The organism is Hydrogenophaga defluvii (genome assembly GCF_042665235.1).
Classification (GTDB): domain Bacteria; phylum Pseudomonadota; class Gammaproteobacteria; order Burkholderiales; family Burkholderiaceae_C; genus Hydrogenophaga; species Hydrogenophaga defluvii_A.
Map to the genome: position 1 here is coordinate 1 of NZ_JBHTBZ010000039.1, position 21,378 is coordinate 21,378.

At 56.2% G+C, this 21,378-nt stretch carries 19 protein-coding genes and 1 pseudogene; 11 read left to right on the forward strand and 9 right to left on the reverse strand.

Translation table 11 applies throughout. The features are described 5' to 3' along the window. Positions 1-94 precede the first annotated feature (94 nt). From ACFQU0_RS13380 to ACFQU0_RS13390, 3 genes are all read left to right on the forward strand, one after another. Complete coding sequence (locus ACFQU0_RS13380; RefSeq protein WP_382201581.1) at positions 95-1,048, forward strand: DMT family transporter; 954 nt, start codon at positions 95-97, stop codon at positions 1,046-1,048. Then, the gene (locus ACFQU0_RS13385; protein ID WP_382201583.1) at positions 1,045-2,301 is read left to right on the forward strand and encodes an MFS transporter; all 1,257 of its coding nucleotides are present in this window, start codon (positions 1,045-1,047) and stop codon (positions 2,299-2,301) included. The genes ACFQU0_RS13380 and ACFQU0_RS13385 overlap by 4 nt, the downstream gene beginning before the upstream one ends. Before the next feature lie 62 nt (positions 2,302-2,363). Next, positions 2,364-3,623, forward strand: a complete 1,260-nt coding sequence (locus ACFQU0_RS13390) for a DEAD/DEAH box helicase (RefSeq protein ID WP_382201585.1) — start codon at positions 2,364-2,366, stop codon at positions 3,621-3,623. On the opposite strand, the gene ACFQU0_RS13395 is transcribed toward ACFQU0_RS13390, so the two are convergent. Next, positions 3,600-3,968, reverse strand: coding sequence for a glutaredoxin domain-containing protein (locus tag ACFQU0_RS13395; protein ID WP_382201587.1), 369 nt, complete (start codon positions 3,966-3,968; stop codon positions 3,600-3,602). The two genes, ACFQU0_RS13390 and ACFQU0_RS13395, sit on opposite strands and share 24 nt — an antisense overlap. A 67-nt stretch (positions 3,969-4,035) precedes the next feature. Further along, positions 4,036-5,118, reverse strand: a complete 1,083-nt coding sequence (locus tag ACFQU0_RS13400; RefSeq protein WP_382201589.1) for a TRAP transporter substrate-binding protein — start codon at positions 5,116-5,118, stop codon at positions 4,036-4,038. A gap of 1,036 nt (positions 5,119-6,154) precedes the next feature. On the opposite strand from ACFQU0_RS13400, the gene ACFQU0_RS13405 reads away from it, so the two are divergent. The 4 genes from ACFQU0_RS13405 (at position 6,155) to ACFQU0_RS13420 (ending at position 11,211) form a co-directional block, all read left to right on the forward strand. Next, on the forward strand, positions 6,155-8,011 hold the full coding sequence (locus ACFQU0_RS13405) for a tetratricopeptide repeat protein (protein ID WP_382201590.1): 1,857 nt from the start codon (positions 6,155-6,157) through the stop codon (positions 8,009-8,011). Next, positions 8,008-10,278 (forward strand): tetratricopeptide repeat protein, encoded by a 2,271-nt coding sequence (locus ACFQU0_RS13410; protein ID WP_382201592.1) that lies wholly within the window; start codon positions 8,008-8,010, stop codon positions 10,276-10,278. Before ACFQU0_RS13405 ends, ACFQU0_RS13410 begins: the two co-directional genes overlap by 4 nt. A 134-nt stretch (positions 10,279-10,412) precedes the next feature. Beyond that, positions 10,413-10,814 (forward strand): pilin, encoded by a 402-nt coding sequence (locus ACFQU0_RS13415; RefSeq protein ID WP_382201593.1) that lies wholly within the window; start codon positions 10,413-10,415, stop codon positions 10,812-10,814. Positions 10,815-10,869: 55 nt separating this feature from the next. Then, positions 10,870-11,211: a hypothetical protein gene (locus ACFQU0_RS13420; RefSeq protein WP_382201595.1), complete on the forward strand. Its 342-nt coding sequence runs from the start codon at positions 10,870-10,872 to the stop codon at positions 11,209-11,211. A gap of 187 nt (positions 11,212-11,398) precedes the next feature. On the opposite strand, the gene ACFQU0_RS13425 is transcribed toward ACFQU0_RS13420, so the two are convergent. From ACFQU0_RS13425 to ACFQU0_RS13445, 5 genes are read right to left on the reverse strand one after another with little or no spacing between them, the layout of a single operon-like run. Then, on the reverse strand, positions 11,399-12,904 hold the full coding sequence (locus tag ACFQU0_RS13425) for a tetratricopeptide repeat protein (protein WP_382201597.1): 1,506 nt from the start codon (positions 12,902-12,904) through the stop codon (positions 11,399-11,401). Between the two features lie 10 nt (positions 12,905-12,914). Beyond that, positions 12,915-14,054: a dTDP-4-amino-4,6-dideoxygalactose transaminase gene (gene rffA, locus ACFQU0_RS13430; protein WP_382201598.1), complete on the reverse strand. Its 1,140-nt coding sequence runs from the start codon at positions 14,052-14,054 to the stop codon at positions 12,915-12,917. A gap of 16 nt (positions 14,055-14,070) precedes the next feature. Further along, a complete protein-coding gene (locus tag ACFQU0_RS13435) occupies positions 14,071-14,799 on the reverse strand; it encodes a GNAT family N-acetyltransferase (RefSeq protein WP_382201600.1) in 729 nt (242 codons plus the stop codon). Positions 14,800-14,808: 9 nt separating this feature from the next. Beyond that, a complete protein-coding gene (locus ACFQU0_RS13440; protein ID WP_382201602.1) occupies positions 14,809-15,486 on the reverse strand; it encodes a glycosyltransferase in 678 nt (225 codons plus the stop codon). Then, positions 15,483-15,992 carry a DUF2919 family protein gene (locus ACFQU0_RS13445; RefSeq protein WP_382201604.1) on the reverse strand — a complete coding sequence of 170 codons (510 nt, stop codon included), beginning with the start codon at positions 15,990-15,992 and terminating at the stop codon, positions 15,483-15,485. The genes ACFQU0_RS13440 and ACFQU0_RS13445 overlap by 4 nt, the downstream gene beginning before the upstream one ends. A 114-nt stretch (positions 15,993-16,106) precedes the next feature. Here ACFQU0_RS13445 and ACFQU0_RS13450 point away from each other — a divergent pair, with 114 nt between their 5' ends. From ACFQU0_RS13450 to vapC, 3 genes are all read left to right on the forward strand, one after another. Then, positions 16,107-16,958 carry a 3-hydroxybutyryl-CoA dehydrogenase gene (locus ACFQU0_RS13450; RefSeq protein ID WP_382201606.1) on the forward strand — a complete coding sequence of 284 codons (852 nt, stop codon included), beginning with the start codon at positions 16,107-16,109 and terminating at the stop codon, positions 16,956-16,958. A 137-nt stretch (positions 16,959-17,095) separates the two neighbouring features. Beyond that, positions 17,096-17,329 carry a type II toxin-antitoxin system VapB family antitoxin gene (gene vapB / locus ACFQU0_RS13455; RefSeq protein ID WP_382201608.1) on the forward strand — a complete coding sequence of 78 codons (234 nt, stop codon included), beginning with the start codon at positions 17,096-17,098 and terminating at the stop codon, positions 17,327-17,329. Beyond that, positions 17,329-17,733, forward strand: a complete 405-nt coding sequence (vapC, locus tag ACFQU0_RS13460; protein WP_382201609.1) for a type II toxin-antitoxin system tRNA(fMet)-specific endonuclease VapC — start codon at positions 17,329-17,331, stop codon at positions 17,731-17,733. Before vapB ends, vapC begins: the two co-directional genes overlap by 1 nt. A 14-nt stretch (positions 17,734-17,747) precedes the next feature. Here vapC and ACFQU0_RS13465 read toward each other — a convergent pair whose 3' ends face one another. Together ACFQU0_RS13465 and ACFQU0_RS13470 are read right to left on the reverse strand one after the other, a co-directional pair. Beyond that, the gene (locus tag ACFQU0_RS13465; protein ID WP_382201611.1) at positions 17,748-18,998 is read right to left on the reverse strand and encodes an MgtC/SapB family protein; all 1,251 of its coding nucleotides are present in this window, start codon (positions 18,996-18,998) and stop codon (positions 17,748-17,750) included. Between the two features lie 12 nt (positions 18,999-19,010). Beyond that, positions 19,011-19,130 (reverse strand): annotated as a pseudogene (locus ACFQU0_RS13470) (cyclic pyranopterin monophosphate synthase MoaC); the annotation flags it as partial. A gap of 993 nt (positions 19,131-20,123) precedes the next feature. Between ACFQU0_RS13470 and ACFQU0_RS13475 the strand changes: the two are divergent. Continuing rightward, positions 20,124-21,338 (forward strand): hypothetical protein, encoded by a 1,215-nt coding sequence (locus ACFQU0_RS13475; protein ID WP_382201613.1) that lies wholly within the window; start codon positions 20,124-20,126, stop codon positions 21,336-21,338. The last annotated feature ends 40 nt before the right edge of the window (positions 21,339-21,378 follow it).

Consider the following 21,378-nt stretch of genomic DNA (forward strand, 5'->3'; position numbering starts at 1 on the left):
TGGCTGCCAGCACCATCACATCACGTCAAAGCGGACAATCTACTTGCTACAAAACCGGACAGTTCTATTTGCTGCTGACACCCACAATCGCGCCATGCCCACCTCCCGCCAACCCGTTGATGCCCTGGCCATGGGCCTGATGTTGCTGCTCTGCATGTTGTGGGGACTGCAACAGGTGGCCATGAAGGCCACCTCACCCGACATGCCGCCGCTGATGCAGGTGGCGCTGCGCTCGGGCATCGCGGCCCTGCTGGTGGGCGCGGTCATGGTGTGGCGGGGCGAACGGATGTCGCTGCGCGACGGCACCTTCTGGCCCGGCGTGGTGGTGGGCAGCCTGTTTGCACTGGAATACCTGCTGGTGGGTTTGGGCATGCGGCTGACCAGCGCCTCGCACATGGTGGTGTTCCTCTACACCGCGCCGCTGTTTGCCGCCCTGGGCCTGCACTGGAAACTGCCTTCTGAACGCCTGCGGCCGCTGCAGTGGCTGGGCATTGCGGTGGCGTTTGGCGGCATTGTGCTGGCGTTCAGCGGTCATGCGGGGAGCACGCAGCATGTCAACACCAACATGCTGCTGGGCGACGCGCTGGGCCTGCTGGGCGGCATGGCCTGGGGCGCCACCACGGTGGTGCTGCGCAGCAGCAAGCTGGGGCAGGCACCGGCCACACAAACCTTGTTGTACCAACTGGTGGCGGCCGCCGTGCTGCTGCTGCCCGCCGCCATCGCCCTGGGGCAGGCCGACATACGCCCCACCGCGCTGGCCTGGGGCAACCTGGCCTTCCAGGCGGTGATCGTGTCGTTTGCCAGCTTTTTGCTGTGGTTCTGGCTGCTCAAAAAGTACCTGGCGGCGCAGTTGGGTGTGTTCTCCTTTTTGACGCCGCTGTTCGGCGTCGGCTTTGGCGTGTGGCTGCTGGGCGAGCCGCTGGAGCCGCGCTTTGTGGCCGGCGCCGGCCTGGTGCTGCTGGGCATTGTGGGCGTGAGCGGCCACACCTGGCTGGCGCAGGTGCTGCTGCGGCGCAAAGCCGCGCAGCACGTTAAGCTGACGCCATGAGCAGCACCCAGCCCGCCGACCCCAGCCTCATCGATTCGCGGCAGGCCGCGCTGCGCCTGCTCACCGTGCTGGGCCTGGTGACGCTGGGCAACAGCGGCATGTACGTGGTGGCCGTGGTGTTGCCGGCGGTGCAGGCGGAGTTTGGCGTGGGCCGGGGCGACGCCGCCCTGCCCTACACCCTGATGATGATCTGCCTGGGCCTGGGCGGCCTGTGGACCGGCAAGCTGGCCGACAAACACGGCATCACCCCCGTGCTGCAGGTGGGTGCGGTGGCGGTGTGTGCCGGCTTTGTGTGGGCCGGGCTGTCGGGCAGCATCTGGACCTTTGGGCTGGCGCACGGCCTGCTGCTGGGCATGTTGGGCAGCTCGTCCACCTTTGCGCCGCTGTTGGCCGACACCGCGCTGTGGTGGAACAAGCGGCGCGGCATCGCGGTGGCGGTGGCCGCCAGCGGCAACTACCTGGCCGGCACCGTGTGGCCGCCGCTGGTGCAATGGGGCATCGAAACGATTGGCTGGCGCCACACCTACGTGCTGATGGGCTTGTTGTGCGGCGGCGGCATGCTGCTGCTGGCGCGGCGCATGCGCCAGCGCCCACCGCTGGTGGTGGTGCAGCCCGCCGGTGGCGACCTGCGCGCCATCAGCACCGACCGCCCCTTTGGCCTGCCGGTGGCGCACGCCCAGGCGCTGCTGTGTGTGGCGGGCGTGGCCTGTTGTGTGGCCATGTCCATGCCCCAGGTGCACATCGTGGCCTACTGCACCGACCTCGGGTTCGGCGCGGCGCGTGGCGCCGAAATGCTCTCATTGATGCTGGCCTGTGGCATCGTCAGCCGGCTGGTGTCGGGGCTCATCTGCGACCGCATTGGTGGCATACGCACGCTGCTGTTGGGCTCGGCCTTGCAAGGCGTGGCCCTGCTGCTGTTTTTGCCGTTTGACGGCCTGGTGCCGCTGTACGTCATCTCGGCGCTGTTCGGCTTGTTCCAGGGCGGCATCGTGCCGTCTTACGCCATCATCGTGCGCGAACACTTTCCGCCGCAAGAAGCCGGCGCGCGCGTGGGTGCGGTCATCATGGCCACGCTGGTGGGCATGGCGCTGGGCGGCTGGATGTCGGGCTGGGTGTTCGACCTCACCGGCAGCTACCACGCCGCTTTTCTCAACGGCATCGCCTGGAACCTGCTCAACCTGAGCATTGCGGGCTGGTTGTACTGGCGGGTGCGCCGGGGCACACTGCAGGTGCCGGCCCGCACGGCGGCCTGACCCCAAGCGCCTTGCCTGGGCCGGGCGCCGCTACACTGCACGCCCCCACCCACACCGCCACCATGCCATTTCTCGCCCTGGGCCTTGCGCCCGCCCTCGCCCGCGCCGCCGAAAGACTGGGTTTCACCACCCCCACGCCCATCCAGGCCCAGGCCATCCCGGTGGTGCTCAGCGGTGCCGACGTGTTGGCCACCGCCCAGACCGGCTCGGGCAAAACCGCCAGCTACGTGTTGCCGCTGCTCCAAGGTTTTGTGCAGCAAGCACCCACCGCGCCGCGCCGCGTGCACGCCCTGGTGCTGGTGCCCACACGCGAGCTGGCCGCCCAGGTGGGCGAGGTGCTGCGTGCGCTGGCCCAGGATTTGCCCACGCGCCCCAAGGTGGTGGTGCTGTTTGGCGGCGTGTCCATCAACCCGCAACTGATGGCGCTGCGCGGTGGTGCCGACGTGGTGGTGGCCACACCGGGCCGCCTGCTGGACGTGGTGACCCACAACGCGCTGCGTCTGGGCCATGTGGGCACCCTGGTGCTGGACGAAGCCGACCGACTGCTCGACCTGGGCTTTGCCGACGAGCTGCAACGTGTGTTGGCCCTGCTGCCCACACGGCGACAAAACCTGTTTTTTTCGGCCACCTTTCCCACCAGTGTGCAGGCGCTGGCCGACGGCCTGCTGCACCAGCCGCAGCGCATCGACGTGCCCGCCAGCGATGCCGAGGCTCCCATGGTGCAACAGCGCGCCATCCAGGTGGACAGCACACGCCGCACGCAGCTGCTGCGCCACCTCATTGAAACCGAGGGCTGGCCACGCGTGCTGGTGTTTGTGGCCACGCAGCACGCGGCCACCGTGGTGGCTGGCAAGCTCAACCGGGGCGAGCTGTACGCCACGCCCTTCCACGGCGGCCTGAGCCAAGGCGCGCGGCAAGAGGTGCTGGGCGAATTCAAAGAGAAGCGTTGGGACGTGGTGGTGACCACCGACCTGGCCGCGCGCGGCATCGACATCGAAAACATGCCCGTGGTGGTGAACTACGACCTGCCGCGCTCGGCGGTGGACCACGTGCACCGCATTGGCCGCACCGGGCGCGCTGGCGCCGAAGGGCTGGCCATCAGCTTCGTCACCGCCGCGCAATTGGCGCACTGGCGGCTGATCGAAAAACGCCAAGGCCTGAGCTTGCCGCTGGAGGTGCTGCCCGGCTTCGAGCCCACCGAAGTGCCACCACCTCCCGTGCCGGGCGGGGGTGGCATCAAGGGCAAACGGCCCAGCAAAAAAGACAAGCTGCGGGCCGCCGCCGCACAAAAAACGGCCTCAGGCGGCGAGCAGCTTTTGTAGTTCGCCCGAGTCAATCAGGCGCTTGAGGTCGTCGGCACCGCCCACCAGCGTGCCGCGCACAAACACCATGGGAAACGTGGGCCAGCCGGACCACATCTTGAGCGCATTGCGCCGCCGCCATTCCGACAAGTAACTGCCGATACCGATGTACTCGTGCGCCAGGCCCGCATCGCGCAAAAGCTTGCGGGCCTTGCCCACAAACGGGTTGCCCGCCATGCCCAGCACCACCACCGGGTGCGTGGCAACGGCGGTTTGCACCTGGCTCAGCAGGTCGGCATGAAGCCCTGCCACTTTGGCGCGGATGGTGGGATGGAGGGCGGATTCGTTGAGGATGGGGCGTGGCATGGGGGTTCCGGTGGGATGTGCGCTGACTGTAGATCAACTCACACACCCACGCTCCCCCGCGTTGACATCAGACCTTGGCCGTGGTCATGAAGCTGTCGTAACGCCACTCCGAGAAGCGGCTCCACAGGATCTGGTCGCGTTGGAAGGCGCGCATGTCCTGGTGGATCTTCTTGAACTCGGGCGACTTGGCTTCGTGAGCGGCGAACACTTCCTTGGCGGCCTTGAAGCCGGCTTCCATCACGTCTTTGCCAAACGGCATGAGTTTGGTGCCCGCGCCCACCAAGCGCTTGAGGGCCAAGGGGTTTTCGGCGTCGTACTTGGCGGTCATGTCGCGCGCGGCCACCGCACCAGCGGCACGCACAATGGCCTTGTTCTCGGCCGACAACGCGGCAAATGCCTTCTTGCTGATGAAGAACTCCAACTCAGCGCCGCCTTCCCACCAACCAGGGTAGTAATAGAACGGGGCCACTTTGTGGAAGCCCAGCTTTTCATCGTCGAAGGGACCCACAAACTCGGTCGCGTCGAGCGTGCCTTTTTCCAGCGCCTGGTAAACCTCGCCGGCCGGCATGTTTTGCGCCACCACGCCCAGCTTGGTCATGGTTTCACCGAACAGACCGCCGCCCAGGCGCATCTTCAGGCCCTTGAGGTCGGCCACGGTCTTGATCTGCTTGCGGTACCAGCCGCCCATTTGGGTGCCGGTGTTGCCCGCGCTCATCGAGACGATGTTGAACTTGGCGTAGAACTCGTCCATCAGCTTGCGGCCGTTGCCGTGCTCCATCCAGGCGTCCATGTGGCGGGCGGTCAGGCCAAACGGCACGGCGCAGCCGAAGGCAAAAATCGGGTCTTTGCCGGTGAAGTAGTAAGGCGCGGTCTGCGCCATTTCCAGGGTGTCGTTCTGCACCGCGTCCACCACGCCAAAGGCCGGCACCAGCTCGCCCGCAGCGTGCACCGACACCTCGAACTTGCCGCCCGACAAGGCCTTGACGGTTTCAGAGAACTTCTCGGCCGAACCAAAAATGGTGGGCAGCGACTTGGGGAAACTCGACGCCATGCGCCAGCGCACGGCGGCTTGGGCGTGAACAGCGGGGGCAACGCCTGCGGACAACACACCGGCCACGCCAGCGTGCTTGATCAGGGAACGACGATCCATGGAAACTCAACTCCTCGGGTGGTTGTCAATCGGAGCGCACCAGCCTGGGCCGATGACGCACCTAGGGAAAACGGGAATTGACGACCATACCAGATTAAACGTGAAGGAAAACGCTCAAGGCACAAGTACCCAGAAGATAAAACCGCCTTCACCGCCCTCCAACATACCGGCTTTGCCCCACGCGGAACAATAAGCAAAGGCCTTCGCACAATCACCAGAATCGAACATGATCACTGCGCCGTCAAACGAATGACCGACTACGGCAACAAAGCAGCAGATGAACAAAAATCGGAGAGTCCGTAACACCGCAACAATGTAGCGCTAGGCGGATAAATCAGTATGTGCTTTGAAAAATGCGCTACAGACCGCAACCCAAATGCATTAGCCACCCCCTTTTCCACACCTTCGAAATCGTCAAGGACAACCACGCCATCCGGAGAAAGCAAAGACGCCATCAAGGGAATATCCTCCTGAGTCGCACGCCCGTCAAGATGCAAAAGATTCACGCGCCCTTGATGCCCATCTTTCAGCATGTCCTAAAACATCCTCGTGGAAGATAATCCTTGATACTGAAACAAAATGGAAGTCGCAGAAGATGGAATGCGTATTGAATTACTCATATCACAGGTGTGAATTTCCGCCATCAGCCCTGCTGCATCACACCCCTTTGCTATGGCCAAGGCCGATTTTCTAATAAATGTCCCAACCTCTGCCACAACCTCAGGTCGCCAATAATATGCTAACGAGTATAAAAGCCATTGTGTCGCGGTCGAAATTGACCCTGTGTTGTACTGCGCTTTGCTTCTCAACAAGTCCAGCGCACCCAGTTCCGAAAAAAGACATCCTGAACCTGCCGGCGACGCGGCTCAGCATGGTCAAAAACTCTATTCCAAAACGCTTCGGACAGCAGTCGGCATGACAAGTCGAATTTTCGCATCGTTTAACTCCCAAAAAATGATGGCGTTCGCTCTGAAGCCACGTCGTCCAAGCGAACGTCGCCGTGATATCTTAGAGCGGTTATGCCTCAGAGATTTTCATGATAAAACACCTGATCGGCCCAGCCATCCCGAACGCGCGCCCCGGGCTTGACCCCATCCCTCAGTGGCGTGAGGCCCTTCGCACAGCGACTGCCGAGACTCAGGTCAAGCTTTTGGTGGACATTGCCTTCTGGTCGCAACAGCACCCCGAGTCTGCTGAGGCAAGAACCGTCCTAGGGGACGCGTACATTCGCGTCAGACAGCCCTATGCGGCAGAGCAAGCGTTTCGATCAGCGCTGGGCATTGAGGCAAGCAGCGCGCGCGCGAGGGAAGGTCTTGGTCTAGCGCTCAGCCAAATTGGGCGGCACGCAGAAGCGGGTCAGCAGTTTGCCATCGCCCACAAAATTGACCCCGCCAACGCTGAAATTCTCGTTCACTGGGGCCTTGCTCTGCTTGCGCTAGGCTTCCTTAAGCCCGCACACAAACGTTTCAAGATGGCACTTGAGCGCAATGAAAACAACACGCTGGCCTGGCTCAATCTTGGCGTCGTGGACCTACAGCGAGACTCACCAACTACTGCCCTTACCTATATTAAAAAGGCTCAGGAAATTCAACCTGCGCTAGGCATAGCCCATTACTACGCTGCTATGTCATACCGCGCACTTGACCAACTGCAGGAGGCAACTACTGCCGCTGAGCAAGCCATTGAAACGGATCCAGGCCAACTCGACCCCTTGTTACTCCTTGCTGACATTCAGCTTGATGCCGGCTGGCTGGAGCCAGCTACCACAACGCTGTCCAGTGCCATTCGTTTTTTTCCGGCTGCACCAGAAGTCCATATGCGCCGCTCTCGCTTGTACAAAATGCGAGGGCAACTCTCAGATGCTCTCGGCATACTGGCCACAGCGCACCAACTAGGAGGAAGTGAGGCCACTATCCAATTGGCAATGAGCGAGATACAGCTGCTGTTGCAAGACTGGGCTTCTGGCTGGGACCACTACGAAGCAAGGAAACAGATCAGGCCTAGTCCAGTTCGAACGTTTCCCTTTCCAGAATGGGATGGCGGCGATCCATCCAGTCACACAGTGCTGGTGCATGCTGAGCAAGGTTTAAGCAACACAATGTTGTTTGCACAGTGTTTACCAGAGTTGATTCAGATCGCAAGACACGTGGTGCTAGAAGTACCCACAGAGTTGGCGGAACTCATGCAGCGCTCCTTCCCCACCTCAACGGTGGTGGGACGTCATCCGCGGTGGGACACCTCAACCACCTGGATGGACGACTTCCGCCCGCGCATAACCAGGCAGATACCCATTGGCAGTTTGCCGCGTTTTTTTCGCGTTTGCCCCGAGGACTTTGTCAGCAAACCACCGGCCTATCTCAAGGCTGACCCATCGCGTGTCGATTTTTGGAGGGGGCGTCTTTCGAACAACAAGCACCCTAGTGTCGGTATTGCTTGGATGGGCGGAATGCCGCAAACGGGCAAGCACTACTGCAGTATCGCGCAGTCGCTGCTTGCTCAACATTTGCAACACCTGCCTATCCAGTGGGTCAGCCTCCAGCATGGTCAAGCCGCTTCTGATCAAGGGGCAGCTCCTCTGGCGAGCAGCTGGCGACCCCAGGCCTGGCCTCAAGCACTCGAAAGTTTTGACGAACTTGCCGCATTGACCTGCGCCCTAGACTATGTTGTCGCAGTCTGCGGGACCCAAGCGCATCTCTGTGGTGCACTTGGAATCCCTGCTTTAGTCCTTGCGCCGGCCGCCCCAGCTTGGCCATACGGCTTTCATGACCAGACAACTGTGTGGCATCCATCACTGAGTGTGCTTCGCCAAAAAACATTGCATGAATGGGGGCCAGTGCTAGACACGGTTTCCTCTGCCTTGGCCACATTGTTTCAACCCGGCGGTCACCCATGATGCTGCGCCGACTCATTGACCACCTCACACGACGCCGCACCAACGGTTGGACAGAGGCTGCCGTTCGCGACCTTATGCGGGAGCGTCAATTTGAGCAAGCCTTGGACGCTGCGCAAAACCTAAACCCTCAGACGCCAGATAAGCAGGCCACCTCTTTTTGCCTTCTAGGCGAAATTCAATACCTACGCCATAACGATCAATTGGCCGAGAGCTATTTTCGTCAGGCACTAGCATTACAAGCCAGCCACGCGGATGCGCACCTGGGTTTATCAATGGTGCTCTCAGAACAACAGTCATTCAATGCCGCTCTGGAGCATGCGTTGTTCGCCAAAAATCTTAGGCCCGAAGAACCTCGGATGCTCGCCCAACTCGGCTATTGCTACATGCTACTTGAAGCCTATCCAGCGGCCGAAAGTGTTCTTAGACTGGCTTTGAGTCACGCCCCATCTGATAAAAGAAGCTGGAATAATCTTGCAATCACCCTACGCGCAAAGGGTGAAATAGCCGAGGCCAAGGCCTGTTGGCTACAAGCTCTTGATATCGACCCCGAATACGCGGCGGCACGGGGAAATGCAGCACTTTTTGACGCCGAGATGTCAGAGGCCGACATCGAAGTCAATGTTAAGCGGAATAGCGATGCACTACCGGAACTCAGTCTGCAAGCGCCCGAGAGTCAAATGCCTTGGGCGACCATCGATGCCCTTGTTCGCGCGGGACAAGTTAATGCTGCCATCAACTTAGCGGAACGCGAAATACCATCAAAAGCCAGCGAGGCGGAAACGCTGGCCCTCAATGAGTTGTACAGCAAGGCTGGGGATTGGCAATCCGCCACAACACAACTTCAAACACACCTGTCCCAGAACCCGCAGCATGCACACGCGTGGCACAGGCTCGGCAAAGTTCATGCACGCCGAGAACAACATGCAGATGCAATTAGTGCATTTCGGAACGCACTAGGCTGCGGTGGTGACAATGCGAACCTATTGGCCGAGCTAGGCGCTTCACTACATGCCCTCGAGCGCTATCAAGAGGCGTTAACCGCTATACAACGTGCTCACGAGTTGGATGGTACGTCAAAGTATCTAAGTCCCCTTGCTTCAGTTTTGTTGATGTGCTGTCGGTACGAGGAAGCAGTGCAGATTTACGAACGGTTGGGACAAGACGGCATGGTCAAGGTAGGGGCAAATCATGCGCTGTCCTTGGGATATCTCGGTCGGATCGACGAAGCGCTTGCCATACTGGACAAGCTGATCGAAACAACACCTCACAATCCAGCGGTGCGCCTGATGCGCGGCCAATTGTTGCTTCAGCAGCACGATTGGCGACGCGGGTGGGTTGACTATGCGTGGCGAGGCTTCAGTCAAACACATAGTTTTCGCATGCTCCCCTTTCCGCGCTGGAACGGAGAACCCCTCAAAGGAAAGAAAATTGTTGTGCTTGCAGAGCAAGGCTTGGGTGACCAGGTAATGTTCGCGTCTTGCCTACCAGACCTATTGGCACTGCAGCCTGCAAAGCTTGTACTCGAAGCACATGAGCGCGTGGCAAAGACACTGGCGCGCTCCTTTCCCGATATCCCAGTCATTCCCTCTAGACAAAAAAAGGACCTTGCCTGGGTCAACGATTTGGGCACTATGGACTACTTTGCCGCGCTTGGCGACTTACCCAGTCATTTCAGACTCAACAATACAGCTTTTCCAAAACAACCCTACTTAAAGGCTGATCCCGCACGGGTCAATCATTGGCGAAAACGCTTGGCCGAAGCAGGGCAAGGTCCATGGATAGGATTTTCCTGGAAAGGCGGAACTGAACTAACCAGAACGGGCCTGCGTACCATGCAGATTCAAGACTTTGCACACATATCCCGATCAATGCAAGGCACTTGGGTCAGCCTCCAGTATGGCCCTGTCGAGCAAGCACTTAAGGACGCAAAGGCAATTGGTTTCACACCGCATCACTGGGCAGAAGCAATTTCGGACCTCGACGAATTTGCAGCACTGGTGGCCGCGCTAGACGCAGTGGTGACAGTCTGCAACACGACGGTTCACTACGCAGGAAGCATAGGCAAAGCGACCCTAGTGCTGGCACCGCAAGTTCCGGAGTGGCGTTATGGACTAAATGAAACCCACATGCCTTGGTACGCCGACGTTGAAGTGATAAGGCAACGCCGTGCCGGCCGTTGGGATGACGTAGTACATGAAGCCGTACATAGACTTGCGCAAAAATTGGCACCTCTGCACGATCGTACGGGAGTACAGAGCATCAAATGACAAAAATTGTCAATCCACAACCACACGTACATCCATCTCTTCTGAGAAGACGCGTTAAACCACCCGCTTGCAGTCGGCATCAATATTGCTTGGTCACGGGACGCACACCGTCGTGCGCACTAGGAGATTCATCCATGAAACAGATACAGCAAGGTTTTACCCTCATCGAACTCATGATCGTCGTTGCGATCATTGGTATCTTGGCAGCAGTTGCACTTCCCGCATACCAAGATTACACGATTCGTGCCCGGACCTCGGAAGTTCTGCTGGGTGCATCGTCAGCTCGCACAGCCGTCACCGAATCTTGCCAACTTAGAAACGGCTGCACCAGTATCACTGGCATTTCAATCTCCTCGTCGCAATACGTCGCAGACGGCACAGTTGGAGCGGGTGGAACGATTGCCGTTTCTGCAACAGCAGCTCTTGGCACCAATGCGTTTATCGTTACACTTACCCCATCTTGGAACGGTCAAACCGTCAACTGGACTTGCAACGCGTCGATTCCAAAGTACGCTCCCTCTTCGTGCCGTGGTTAATTGAAAACTTCATAACTCACAATCAACAAAGGGCTTCTATTGAAGCCCTTTGTTATTGATTGCACCCAAAATGCTCAAAATCTTTAACTACGCAAAAGAAACCGGTTTTGCCAAATCTGCGGCTGCGGACATTGCCAAAAGATTTCCACCAGAACTGGCAAGCAAGCCCGGCGCACATCAATCTGCATCCAGACTATCACGAATCATCGAAGACGTATGCGAGCAAGCAGTCGAATTCAAAAATAATCACAAGATGGGCTGGTTTAGAAAATCTAAACTCTGCAACACTTTTCGCTGGGAACTTGTAGAGCGTGGATATAAAAAGGAATTTGTCGATTTCGCAACAGAAGCCTTATTGGTATATTTATCTCGAGAAACAAAACGCAATAAAGTTTGACTCAAAATACAAAGATTACAGGAAGACGCATTTTGAGACAAATGCCATCGCCAGCAATTTCAATTTCGCGCAACCACGCACACCATAGAAAAACCGAAGCCATTGAAAAAATTGATTTCAATGGGATATTCGCAGCACAACAAACAACCATCCAAGCAGTTCCGAACACCCCGAAAACTCAGGGAATTCAATCTATCGAGTCCATGAAATTATTCATATGCATGTTGGCATAGTCAAAATCCCCATTGAAAAAACAGCTGGCGAATTTTTTCAAAAAATCACTGTACACTGATCGAACTGAATGATCGGCAATCAAACGGAGGGCTTGCGCCACATATACTTCAACGCTTTCGCACTCCAGCTTCAGACCATTGTCTCGCATAGCCATCCACGCTTGGGCAAGCAAAGGATTTCTTTTCAGCACATCAGGGCAATTTAATTCTTCGGCGAAAAAATTAACCCACGAATGCGCACCTGTAAAGGTCAAAACAGGGATACCGTTAGCCACCCCTTTTGCGGCTGTCATTCCCGACAAGCGTGGCGTATCAAGAAAAATATCGCCTCGCCGCAGCAAAGCATCTGGAACCACCCAGCCCGCAAAAAAAGTACGCTCCAGCACCCCCCTGGCACGAAAGTAATTGTCTATCTCGGGCACTCTAGCACGGCCAGTCCAGACAAAGCAAGCCTCCCGATTTGCATTCAAAATGGACGAAACGGCATCTAAAAATTGTGGGTTTCGGATTTTTTCTTCCCGATTGATCGTAAACAGCACCACCTCAAAGCCATCCAGACTTTCAAGCATCGAAAGAGAAAGCTTGTCAGATGTAAGCTGCAAATCCGTCCCCACCATCAGTGGCGGCGCAGTTCGCCACAATACTTTCCCTCTATAGTGACATGATCGGCGGCTGCTCGTGAAAGCGTAGCAAGGGAAATCAGACGGGAATGCATCAACTTCAAATTTCATTGACAGCCACCCAAGTCGTTGGGAGGGCACTTGTCCACACAAATAGCTAATACCAAGAGGAACAGCAACGATAATACATCGCTCGCTTTGATTCCCCTCCAACTGAAGCGCCACCAGATCGAGCATTGAGTAAAGAGACTTCATCCCCAAACACTCGACAGAAATACCAAAATCCCGCGCCAACTGCTCGTAGCATTTAGCAGGCTTTCTGCCCCCCCCCAGCAAACGAAGTGATGTGGCGCCACCGCCAGTCAAATAGGCACGAATAACATTGCACAACAGCTCGTTGTGCGCAAGGTCTGCACTCAAGTTGTGAACAAAAAAAACCAGCTTTGCAGGCCTCCAATCGCGGCCAACGCTTGACGAGCGGACCGCAGCATTGGCGCGCATTCCAATTGAATGCAGAGCCGAGTGCAAAATACGGAGACTAGCTTCGTAGTGCCCGCGATCCTCAAATACCTTTATTGCCTGAGCGTAAGCCTTTTGCTCTAAGTGCTCGGCCTCCAGAATGCGTCCCGACGCCGAACATTCATTAAGATAAGGAACCACCACAGACTTCAACCATTCCTGCGCCTCAATAGGGGATTCAAAAATTGGAATTATCGGAAAATTCGCAAAATCAGATTTTAATGCCCTCACGGATGAGGACGAAGTCACGGCAGAAGAAGTTTGCACATCAGGATTGCCAATGCGAGACCGCCAAATTTCACGAAAAACTCGTCCCAACATAGAGAATTTCCTACCGTGAATCGAAAAAATCACCAACCGCCTGAATGATCCTACTTTGAAATGGCTCCATTCCGACCCACAACGGAAGGCGAACCAACCTCTCCGCAGCAAGATCTGTAACAGGCAATACTCGGCCCTCATCCCATCCGTTGCAACGAGAATACTCAGAGCTGTGCAAGGGCACGTAGTGGAAAATTGCCTGTACCCCACGCGATTTCATAAACTCTATAAAACCGCTTCGCTCCTCAACATTGCGCAGCAACAAATAATACATGTGCGCATTATGTTGACATTCTGAATGAAAAATTGGCCGCCTAAGCCACCCAATGGACTCAAGCTCCGCAAACGCGGCATGATAATTTAGCCAAAGATCCATGCGGCGCTTAATAATTTCATCACAACCATCAAGCTGAGCAGACAAGAAGGCCGCAACAACTTCGCCAGGCAAAAATGATGAGCCAATATCCACCCAACTGTATTTATCAACTTGTCCGCGCAGAAACGCCGTTCGATTAGTCCCTTTTTCGCGGATAATTTCACTGCGCAAAACTTGATCGGCAGAATTTACCAACAGAGCTCCGCCCTCCCCTGCAATTATATTTTTGGTTTCATGAAATGAAAGAGCACCATAGTCCCCAAGGGCACCTAGTGATCGACCTTGGTAAGTCGAGGTAATGGCCTGAGCAGCATCCTCAATCACCAAAAGTCCGTGCAATGCTGCCAACTCTAAAATTCGACCCATATCACAGCAACCGCCGGCGTAGTGAACTACACAAATAGCCCGAGTGCGAGAACTAATAAGCTGTTCAACAGCCATCGGATCTATATTAAGAGTAAACGGGTCTATATCAGCAAAAACAGGCTTTGCACCACGCAAGACAACAGCATTAGCCGTCGATACAAAAGTAAATGATGGCATGATAACTTCATCACCCGAACGCAAGTCGCAAAGCAGCGCTGCCATTTCCAGTGCTGCAGTACAAGAGTGGGTTAGGAGTGCTTTCGGTGCCCCTGTCATCAACTCCAACTTGGCTTGACAGGACTTGGTAAACGGTCCATCACCAGCCAGCATCCCATTAAAGTGGGCCTGGGCGATATTGAACAACTCTTTCCCAGTCATGTAAGGCTTGTTAAATGGAATCCAATCCATATCACACCTTAAAAAATTAGAGCCAAAAATGTAGGGTAAAAACATCTCGGATGGGCAAAAACCCCGCGCGCGTCACCATACGGCGGGCGACTAAGTTGCCGATCTGTGTCGAATAACTCAAAGTATGCGCCCCTCGTTCACAGGCTACCATTTGACTAGCCTTCAACAACTTCCGCCCCCAGCCTTGCCCTACCACATCTGCAGAAATGCCGAACAACGCAATATCCCATTCAAAGGCCCCCGTTATTTGCAAAGCAGACAACCCGAAGAGATCATCACCTCGTGCAAGAACCAGTATCCGACCATCCTCCCGCTTTTGTAGTTGACGCGCCCAATCTGGGTAAACAAGTCTGACTTTATTTAAATCGAGACGAGAGTCTGCCACATAGTGATTTTCATAATTTTCGAACAACCGCTTGACCAACTGCACTAAAGCAACGGCTTCGCCTTCCCGTGCGGGCCGGATAAGAAATTCTTCGGCATCGCCTTCCGGTGAAAAATCCGAAGAAAACTCTTTTAGACTGCATTCACTTACCGTCAGCACGTCACCAAACAATCCACCACGAGCTATTGCGGTTTGCACCAAACTCATTGGTGCGACAGGAATCCTGAGTATTAATAAATCGATCAATTCCGACCTTGCGCGAAGCAAGGCTGCATCGATTGATGCCACATCTGTACATTCAGCTCGCGCTGTTCGCACGCCGAAGCGTTCTTGATCAATGTCACTATGCCGGTATATCACCGCTTATCCTTATGTGCGTTGATCTACACGCGACATAGATGTCCGGGCTATGTTCCACTCTTTCGCATAAGCACACTCCGCAAACTCATTGAAATACGGTCCCCCCAGCGTGAAGTGCACGTTGCTCATGCCCTCGGCGTGCGGCTCGTAGCCCACCAAGTGGTTCCAGGCTTTGGGCAGTTCGCCAATCAGGGTGTCATCGTCCAGCCACTTGAATTGGTGCAACTCCAACCCGCTCGCGGTGTTCACGTAGTCGGGCGTGAGTGCCTTGCAGCGCGCGTTGTTGAACAGCATGACGCTGCTCCAGTTCTTTTTGCCGTAGGCGGTTTGCGGCTGGTTGAGGAACTTGACCGTTTCGTTGGGCTGGTGGTCGTGCTGCACGCACATCACGGCGAAGCGGTCATCGCGCAGGGCCCACAGCTTGGCGATGTCGTCCAGCACGAGCATGTCGCAATCCATGAACAGCGCCCAGCCTTCATAGCCACTTAGGTAAGGCGTGAGAAAGCGCGAGAAAGAGAATTCGGTGCTTTGCAGCGGATTGCGCTCGCGCCACATCAACCCTTGCAAGTTGTTGAGCGCCAACGGAACAAAGCTCACAGGTTGGCTGGATCGCGCCAGGATGCTGTGCGTGAGCACGTGCCATGCAACGGTTTCGCGGGGGTCGTAGCCAATGAAGATGCGGATCATGTTGCGCTGGGGGTGGACGTTTGGGATTCGGTGCGCGGCGCGGGGAATTCGGCAAACACCCGCTTGAGGTGATGCGAGCGGAACAGGCTGGTGATGATCACCAGATCAATGAGCGCACAACTGGCCAGAAACAACTCAGGCCATGGCAGCCAGTAGCTGGAATTCCACAGGTACCACGCCACGTAGATGAGGTGCATGGCGGCGGTGGCAGCACCGAAATGGCGGGCCAGTGGCCAGAGTCGGCGCACCAGGCCGCCAGCTTGGGGCACCCTGCGCACACACAACACGGCCATGAGCAGTGCGGGCACTTCGATGGCAATGACGATCCAGCTGAAATCCGAGCCAAAAAGAATATAGGCCTCTTTGGAGCGTCGCGCGATGACGGTGACCAGCAACATCAACACCCAGTGCCGGGCCAGAAAGACCAGCGCCAACCAGATTTCAGCCGGTATGCGCAAGACGCCATGCTGGTTGACGTCTAACAATCTTTCATCAAGTCGGGCCATGCTGCACTATAGCGCGCGCCATGGCCCAGCCACGCCACCGCGCGCACCGCCGGCCGATAATGCTGCACTGCACAGTTTTGGTTTCCTCCCCCCTCACCCCACACAGGAGAATTCATGTCCGCAATTCAAACCATCGGCATCATCGGCGCCGGCACCATGGGCAACGGCATTGCGCAGGCTTGCGCCACGTCGGGCCTGCACGTCGTGATGGTCGACATCAACGAAGCGGCGGTGCAAAAGGGCATTGCCACCGTGTCGGGCAGCCTGGACCGACTGATCAAGAAAGACAAGTTGACGGCGGCCGAAAAGGACGCGGCGCTGGCGCGCATCAAAGGCAGCACCAGTTACGACGACCTGAAAGGCGCCGAGCTGGTGATTGAAGCCGCCACCGAAAACGAGGCGCTGAAGGTGAAGATCCTGCAGCAACTTGACACCATGCTGCCGGCCAACACCATTGTGGCCACCAACACCAGCTCGATTTCCATCACCAAGCTGGCCGCTACCACGCAGCGGGCCGACCGCTTCATAGGCATGCACTTTTTCAACCCGGTGCCCATGATGGCGCTGGTGGAGATCATCCGTGGCCTGCAAACCAGCGACGCCACGCACGATGCGGTGAAGGCCCTGGCAGAAGCCCTGGGCAAAACGCCGATCACAGTGAAAAACGCACCCGGTTTTGTGGTCAACCGCATCCTGGTGCCCATGATCAACGAAGCGTTTTTTGTGCTGGCCGAGGGCCTGGCCACACCGGAAGACATCGACGCCGGCATGAAGCTGGGCTGCAACCAGCCGATTGGCCCGCTGGCCCTGGCCGACATGATTGGCCTGGACGTGTGCCTGGCGGTGATGAACGTTTACATGGCCGAGTACAACGACAGCAAATACCGCCCGGCGCCGCTGCTCAAAGAGATGGTGGCAGCCGGCTGGCTGGGCCGCAAAACGGGGCGTGGCGTGTACACGTACTGAGAGCCCCGAGCCAATTTCGGCGACTGCTGGCCTATGAGACGCGCCAGAGGCCACGCATGGCGCGCTTGAAGCGACCAACTTGACGTCGCCCTTGTTGCTATATAGCATTGCTATATACAACCTCAGGAGCGCACACCATGTCGATTGGCACCGTTTTCATCAACAACCGCACGCAGGCCGTTCGGCTTCCACTGGACGTACGCCTGCCTGAAGGCGTGCACAAGGTGGAAGTGCGAGCCAGAGGCAACGAGCGCATCATCTCGCCACTGGGCCAGACCTGGGACAGCTTCTTCCTAGGAGGCCCGGCTGTCAGCGACGACTTCATGACCGAGCGCGCCAGCCAACACCAGCCCGAGCGGGAAGCGCTTTGATGCTCCGCTACTTGCTGGACACCAACATCGTCATTTATGTGCTGAAGCAACGCCCGGTTGAGGTGCTTTCGGTCTTCAATGCCAATTCAAACCGCATGGCCATCTCCTCCATCACCCTGGCTGAATTGCTTCACGGGGCAGAAAAGAGCCTTCGGGTCAGCGACAACCTGGTCGCCATTGAGGACTTCTGCAGCCGCCTGGAGGTGCTGCCTTATGGGCCCAAGGCGGCACAGCACTATGGGGCCATCCGTGCCGTGCTGGAGAAGCAAGGCCAACCCATCGGCGTGAACGACCTGCACATTGCCGGACATGCCCGCAGCGAAGGGCTTGTGCTGGTAACGAACAACGTCTCGGAATTTGTGCGCGTACCCGCACTTGAAGTGGAAAACTGGGTCAGCCGGTGATCCGTGGGCACCCGTCACCGCCCCCACACCAGCCACCCCACCACCACCCCTGTGTGCACCAGCATGCCCGGCGCCAGCGCCAGGGCGTAGCGCCAACCGCCGGTCAGGCCGGCGTTCACACATTTGCTGGCGGCGTGCACCACCAGGGCCAGGGCAATGGTGGTTTCGGGGTGCTGGCCATCGCCAGGCAAGGTGGCCGCCATCACGGCGGCCACCGCGCTGTGCAATTCGGCCAATGACGCCAGCAAGGTGCCGGCCAACATCCCTTTGGGGCCCAGCCACAGGCTCAGACCGTAGACAGCCGCCTGTATGCCGGTCAACAACGCGGCAATGAGCGCAGCGGCGGGCAGGCTGAACATGCGCACATCGCCAGCGGCTGGCGCATCGCCTGCAGGCACCAACTGGGCACCGCGCACCAACCAAGCCCCCCACAGCAGCGCCACCAGCGCACCGGCCAGCGACGGCCACAGCAACACCGGCAACCACGCGGCCTGCACGGCGGCCGCCACCAACAGCAGCTGCAACAAGGTGGCCACACACGAGATCAAAGCGGCGCCGGCCATGGCCCCGAGCTGACCACGCCCTTCGCGCACGGCCATGCCCAGCGTGGCCACGGTGGCGGTGCTGGACACAAAACCCGACGCCAAGGACGACAGCGCCAGCGCCTGCCGCGCCGCCAGCAGCCGCCGGCTCAGGTGGGCCAGCGATTGCAGGGCCAGCAACAGGGCCAGCAGCTGCCCGATCACCTGGGGGTTGAGCACCGGCCCCCACAGTGGCCGGTTGGGCAACAAGGGCAGACCAATCAGCACCACGGTCAGCAAGATGATGCCGTCGCGCATTTCACCCGGCGTCAGCCATTCGGTGGCAAAGCGGTGCAAGGTCTCGCGCTCGGTGAGCAGGGCGGTGAGCACCACCGCAAGCCCAGCCGCCAGCGGCAGACTGACCACACACAACACGCCGATGAGGTAGGTGAGGAACAACGCCACCTCGGTGGTGACGCCGGGGTCGTCGGTGCGGTTGCGCAGGTAACCCACCACCGCCAGCCCCACCACCAACAGCGCCCCCACCGCCACCAGCGCATGCTGCCCCGACAACATGGCCGCCGCACCGCTGACGCTGGTCAGCGCAAAAGTGCGCAGCCCCGCCAGTGGCCGACGCGGCCCGCGCAGCTTGCGCCGCTCGCGGTCCAGGCCCACCAGCAGGCCGCAGCCCAGGGCCGTGGCCAGCACGGCCAGCATCTCGGTGGAGATGACGGGGCTGGCCATCAGGTTGCCATGTCAGCGCTCGGCCACAAAACTGCCGCTTTTGCCGCCATGTTTCTCCAGCAAGCGCACATCCGACATCACCATGCCCTTGTCGGCCGCCTTGCACATGTCGTAGATGGTGAGCAGCACTAGGGAAAAGTCTTTAAAAATCAATGACTTGCGACTCTTCAAAATCAAAATTTGAACCAATCCTGAGTGATAAGTTGGACAAAATTTGGACAGCCGCATGCGCCGCCGAGGTCAGTTTAACCCATACAAATAGATGGTCAAGCGACTCGCCAGTTGCTCACACGCATTGATTAATCGGCATACATCGATCTTGACATTAAAATTTTTTGTTCTGCAACACTGGCCACCAAATTTGTATTATATTTTTATTATAAAATTTTTATAAAATAAAATTTGCAAATATGCCACGCCTGCAATCTATTTCATGCAACAAGGCCAAGGCTCATTGACAATTCCTTGCAGATGTGGTAGACTTTTATATGTCGAGTAGCAAACTCCATTCAGTAGAATTAGTCGCACTCATTCTGTACTCTCAGTTCCCCAAGGACGCCATTTGAGCTTGTTGTAAACACTCTTTGACCATACCCATGGTCTATCTTGAGTTGTGAGAGCCCGTTTGCGTCAGTCGTACACGGGCTTTTTTGCGCTTGTAGAGACTTCCTTGGACAAACAGAGACAGTTGAACTCTTCTTGATCCATCAGGTTTGCACCTCTAAAAGTGCAGTGATTCAAGGAGATTTAACAAAATGCAAAATAACTATTGACAAACAGAAGTCGATAGTTTACAATGCACATCACTCGACAAGCAAACTTCATTCAACTGAAGTTATAGGTCTCATTCAACAGACTCATCCCCATCAAGGAACAAATTTGAGCATACTGTAGACACTCTATGACTACACTAGTAGTCCATCTGAGGGTATGAGTCCGCCTATGCTTGTCGTAGTCGGACTTTTTTTGATCTACGAAAGGACTTTTATGAACGAACGATAGCCAAAACACACACAAAGGCCGTTGTCTGCCTCAAAGACTTCACATATTTATATCATGAACTCATCTACAAAGGAGCTGTGATGAAAACCCATTTTTTAGATTTTTCCAAGAAGAAGGAAAACCATGACCAGTTATTACAAAACAGACGACAGTGAACCCACAACCTTAATCAGTTACTCGGTTCTGCTTGATGACCAAGTAAACGCCTCCACCAACACCGAATCATTCGACGATTTTGTGGAGGGGATCAAAGAAGTAGAAGAGTCTGACTTCAAGATCGGACCGGCATTTGCGCCATTTGTCTATCAAAGCAACTATCGAAATAAGCAAAATGCCACCTACAGCAATATGCTTGTATTCGATGTAGACAACCTCCCGGATACAACCACAGCCAAAGACCTCATAACAGACTTCCAAGAGTATCGGGTGGTTTGTTATACCAGCTTCTCACACCTTCTTCCAGGCAAAGGAGCAAGGTTCAGAGTCATCTTCCTATTGTCAAGTTCCATTGATGCAAAAGAGTATGAGGCCGTCACAAGACGAATGGCATCAAACTTCTCTGCATTAAAAGCAACTGACCCCGCGTCATTTAGCCCAGCCCAGATGTTCTATCTTCCGAAAATGCCTATTGGAAGACTTGAACACTATGAGATTGCAGAGTGCTTCGGACGTCCATTCGACTGGAAGAAGTACATTGAAGCAGAACCTCCAAGAGATAGTCGTATTGCGAGTGCCAAACCAACATCTGGCATTAGCATTGTCGAAGGAAGTCGCAATACGACTGCCAACAAATATGCTTTCTCACTAAAGATAGATGGCTTTGCGGATGACGAAATACTCAGGAAAACACTCGAATGGAATATCGAGAATTGCTCACCACCGCTACCGCACACTGAGATTGAAGCTATTTGTCGATCACTTGCAAAACTTCAAATCACAGGAAACAACCTTCCCACCGACTTTTCGGAGTATGGAATAGCGAAGTCGTTACTTGATGCTCAAGGTGAGTTTCTTGCCTACTCAAACGACTCTGAATGCTGGTATGGTTATGACAGGAAGACAGGCCTATGGGGGGAACTCAAGTCAACAGACATTCGTCGTTTGGTTCTAAACGAAATCGAACGACTGACTTATCTGTACAACAACGCGAGCCACTTGGCTACAGATTACAAGGCGAAAGTGGTCCGTGAACTAGCAACAAGAAAGACCTCTTCATTTCAAAGAAATGTCGAGAAGCTACTCCCTACCGTCACAGACTTCTTGATTTCAACTGAAAATCTAAACAACCAGAGTCTTGTTGTTGATTTCCATCCAGAACTGACCCACCTTCACGGGTAATTTCCATCCAAATCTGACCCACGTAAGAACCCTAACCTGC